The sequence below is a fragment of the Rhodopseudomonas sp. B29 genome (assembly GCF_000333455.1).
Classification (GTDB): Bacteria; Pseudomonadota; Alphaproteobacteria; order Rhizobiales; family Xanthobacteraceae; genus Rhodopseudomonas.
Map to the genome: position 1 here is coordinate 1 of NZ_BADD01000483.1, position 3,856 is coordinate 3,856.

General features: G+C 58.3%; 3 protein-coding genes and 1 pseudogene. All 4 read left to right on the top strand.

Annotated elements, in window-relative coordinates; genetic code table 11:
- Positions 1 to 980 (top strand): polysaccharide biosynthesis/export family protein (locus I5M_RS17175; RefSeq protein WP_022722520.1); only part of this gene is annotated, 980 nt, incomplete at its 5' end.
- Positions 981 to 1,106: 126 nt separating this feature from the next.
- Positions 1,107 to 2,489 (top strand): hypothetical protein, encoded by a 1,383-nt coding sequence (locus tag I5M_RS30020; protein ID WP_244432036.1) that lies wholly within the window; start codon positions 1,107 to 1,109, stop codon positions 2,487 to 2,489.
- A complete protein-coding gene (locus I5M_RS33765) occupies positions 2,482 to 3,081 on the top strand; it encodes a hypothetical protein (protein WP_244432037.1) in 600 nt (199 codons plus the stop codon). The genes I5M_RS30020 and I5M_RS33765 overlap by 8 nt, the downstream gene beginning before the upstream one ends.
- A gap of 129 nt (positions 3,082 to 3,210) precedes the next feature.
- Positions 3,211 to 3,856, top strand: a pseudogene (locus I5M_RS17185) (undecaprenyl-phosphate glucose phosphotransferase); the annotation flags it as partial.

The following is a 3,856-nucleotide window of genomic DNA, read 5'->3' on the forward strand; positions in this document are numbered from 1 at the left end:
GCGACTCGTCGCGTCCAATTTTCGAGGCGGCGGCCGGCGGCTTGTTTATCCCCGCGGAGGCAGGCGTTCGACCGGGTAATTTCGTTGTCATCCCCAATCAGGCGGTCGACGATCGCGGCAACATCACCGTGCCTTACGCTGGACCGATCCGAGCAAGCGGACGCACGCCCCCAGAAGTCCAGCGCGCTATCATCGACGCACTGAAAAACCGCGCAATCGAGCCGCAGGTGGTGGTGACGGTCGTAGAACAACGAACGTCGCTGATCAGCGTATTGGGCGATGTGAAGAATTCAGGCCGCTTCCCTGCGAGCCCGGCTGGAGAGCGCATCGTCGACGTCATAGCAAGAGCAGGTGGCCCGGCCTCCCAAGGTTACGATATGTGGGTCACGCTGGAGCGCGAGGGGCACCGCGCCAGCGTCCCGTTCGGAGCGCTGGTCTATGAGCCAGCCAACAATATTTTCGTGCTGCCGTCTGACGTCATCTACCTCTACAATCAGTCGCAGACTTTTGTGGCCTTTGGTGCGGCGGGAAATCAGGGGCAATACAAGTTTGATGCGTGGAGGCTTTCGCTGGCTGAAGCGATCGGCAGGGTTGGAGGCCTCACCGATAATCAAGCGGACCCGGCCTCCGTCTTCCTGTATCGAGGCGAAACCAGGGAAGTGGCCCGCCAACTCGGCGTGGATGTGTCGTCTTTCGAGGGGCCGATTATTCCGGTGATCTATTCTGTGAATCTTCGAGACCCGGGAGGGTATTTCCTCACCCAGAGCTTCGAGATGCGCAACAAGGACGTGATCTTCGTCTCGAATGCGATGTCGGTCGAGACCACGAAGTTCTTGAACTTCCTGCGCACCATTATGGCAACGGCCAACGACCCCATCCTTTACGCAACGAACGGCTATGCGCTGAAAGCTGCGATCAACGGTGGCACCTCGACGACAATTATCACCACGCCGACACCGATAACCGGTACTGCCCGATAGGTTGAGATAGGCTCCGATCGTCGAAAAAGGGCTCGCCGCTGCGCGAGCCCGCGACATTGAATTAAATTTGCATTTAAATTAAACATTACCTCACCAATGGGTCCAACCTCATCGGTAGAGGCAGGCATGAGTCCGAGCATTTTATTTGTCTTGTTTTATGGATTGATCGCATCCTCACCAATCTTGCTGTTGTTTCCGAGCCTCATCGCTGACGGCATCGTTTTGGTGGTCGTCGCTTGTTGCATCGCGATCTTCGTCGAGACCTCATCGGCAAAAGAACAATCCAGGCTGCCCACGCTCATCGGTCCGATCTATCTCGTCGGACTTGCTGCCACATTATTCGTATTGATTCTTCAGGTCGTGCCGATGCCAGGCGGCCCGCTGATAAATCCGATATGGCAGAGCGCCGCTATGGCCATTGGGGAAGAGCCATCCGGGTCGGTGACGGTCGATATTGGGGCGACGTTCTTGGTGATTTGCCGCCTGTGCTGCTTCGTGGCAATCACCCTGCTCGCGACCCTGCTCGGCCAACATCGCCATGCCGCCGAACTGCTGCTATCGACGCTGGCAGGAACTGCCGCTCTCGTTTCGCTCGAGCGGATCGCCGATCGCATTCTGCCGCCCGGTTTGCTTCCGGTTGTCTCACCCGCTGCCGCGGCTTCCGGGCAGATTATCAGTGTTCTCGGCTTCGTTATCGCCGCCGCGGCGATCGTTCAGGCCTATGAGAAATCGCCGCCCGCCGAATTGCGGAGCCGACAGCGCCGCCCCACCGCCCGGATCGCGGCTGCAGGCGCGGCATTGCTGATCAACCTCATCGCGATCGTCTACATCGGACCCAATGCCTTGTTGTTCGCAGCACTTTTTGGCGCAGGCCTCCTGCTGGCCGTCCTCGTCATTCGCAAGGGCGCCTTCGATTATTGGGGGCAAGCCGGCGCAGGTGCATTGCTTGCGCTTGCTCTGGCCTCATTCATCGCGTTCATGCCCAGCCGCGCTGACAACGACCTGATTACAAGGATGATGGACGACGCCAGGTCATTAGGGATTGGAGCCGGAACTCTTGCTGGGCTTGCGCCGGTTTACGGTGGGTCAACCCGCGATCGAAATGTCCGACATCGCAGCGACGGAGACGATCGAAATCGAAATGGGGAAACCATTTCTTTGGGGGATCGTGCTGATCGCGGTCACATGGGCTGTCCTTTTGATGAGGGACTCCCTGCAACGGCGGCGGGACTATGTCTACTCGGCCGCAGGCGCGGGTTGTATAGCCGCGTCGTTGCTTTCAGCGCTATCGGCCGGCGGCAGCCTGTTGCTCGCCCCATGCATCATTCTGGGCGCCACATTCGGACTTGCATTGGCGCAGAGCAAAGGCGCGGCGGCCTCAGTGTCAGAGGCTTCCAGCGCGGCGCCATCCACCACGGACCCGCCCCTCCAGTTCTGGCGACAACGCGGTGCGCTGCTGGCCTATGCGCTGGTTCTGACCGCGCAGGGCGCCTGGATTCTATTGCCTGAGCTTTCGCGGTCGCCGACCATTGATTTTCCCGTCGAGCAGCGGCGCGCCATCGTCGCTCGGCAGGATGGAGAACGAGCAGATAGATCCGCCGAAATGGCGGCCGTGCGAGGCGACTTGTGGGCAGTGGCCGCATTCGCACATGCGAGCATGCTGTGGACCGACCACGCGCTAGAATTCGATCTGAGCGACGACCGCAACGCGAGAGCCTCGAAAGCTCTGCTCAAGACATTACACTACGCGCCGTATCGCGGAGACGCGTGGTTGATGCTGGGGGCCACTTGCGATCAGCTCAGATTGCCCACCTGCCGCCTCGGCGCGCTTCTGAAGATGTCATATTACACCGCCCCCAACCAGGCCGGCCTCCTGCCGACTCGGCTGGCACAGGCATTGCGTTTGATCGACATCTCCGACGACGACGAACTCACCGATTTCATACGCCGCGACATCCGAACTGCGCTTTCCGGATCGGCCGACCATCGTGTTGCGTTGGTTCAGGCCTATCGAACGGCGTCCCCCGCTGGAAAACGTCTGGTCGAGCAAACCGTTACTTCAGTTGACCCAAGCCACTTGAAATCTTTCGCACCGAGTTGATCGCCGCCCGACCGGGCTGACGCAGCGAAGCCATTTAATTTATCGCAAACGTATTTAATAAACCCCTTGCAAATTAACCACACCCGAACCAGGATATTATAGTTAATATAATTTAAATAGGCGATTGCGATGCAATTTGCGAGGAGACGTTTCGATATCGAAATTGCGCCGAGCTCAGGTGCTGCGAACGCCCGGGTCCAGGATAAGAAATGGCCGGTTCCCTACGATTCGGTAGATATTCTGGCGTTGTTGGCAGACATCGGCACGATTCTCACTGCCAGCCTCATCGCTGGCTATACCAACAGATTTTTATTCGGGGCTTCGCAGGACGTTTTACGGTTGGTAGCGGCCGCACTGCCGATTTCCGTGGTGTTCACCGCAGTCGCGAAGTCCTGCAACGTGTACTTACCTAAAGCTCTGCTCGACCTTCGCAATCAGATCCGTGCGGTTTGCACGATCTGGCTCGGCGTCCTCACCCTCCTTATCGCGACCACCTACGCCGTGGAACACGAGATCCGCTGGGACTTCGCGCTGTCCTTTGGATTTGCTGGTTTGGCGAGCTTGATTTTCCAACGTGTACTACTTCGTGATGCGCTCCGGAAGGGCCTGGCAGAGCGACGGTTCTCGGGACGAAAAATCGTTCTGATCACGAATGAGAACGATCATCACCTCGTCGACATGCTCAGCGATCTCGGCTACCTCGTCGCGAAGCACTTTATGCTGCCATTGCCCTACGACTCCCAACGTCGGCAAGACGAGCTGAAGAAACGTCATC